Genomic DNA, 297 nt, shown 5'->3' with positions numbered 1-297 from the left:
AACTTCGGCGAGGGCAGCCTGGTCTACGTCAGCACCCCGGACATGCTCCGCGAGGGCGCGAAGAGGATCCAGGAGCTCGGCGTCCGCTGCGAGATGGAGATCTTCGACACCGGGCACCTGTGGTTCGCCAAGCAGCTGGTCGAGGAGGGACTGATCGACCCGCCGGCGATGTACCAGCTCTGCATGGGCATCCCGTACGGCGCTCCCGCCGACCCGCTCACGCTGACCGCGATGGTCAGGCAGCTGCCGGACGACGCGGTCTGGGCGTCGTTCGCACTCGGCCCGATGCAGATGCCC

Annotated in this window: 1 protein-coding gene; it reads left to right on the top strand. The window is 68.4% G+C overall.

Annotation, left to right across the window (positions count from 1 at the left end):
- Positions 1 to 297, top strand: a 297-nt coding sequence (locus Q0L15_RS20690; protein WP_296606579.1) for a 3-keto-5-aminohexanoate cleavage protein, incomplete at both ends; no start/stop codon positions are given.

The organism is Nocardioides sp. (genome assembly GCF_024509035.1).
Classification (GTDB): Bacteria; Actinomycetota; Actinomycetes; order Propionibacteriales; family Nocardioidaceae; genus Nocardioides.
This window is presented reverse-complemented; position numbering and strand designations above follow the sequence as displayed.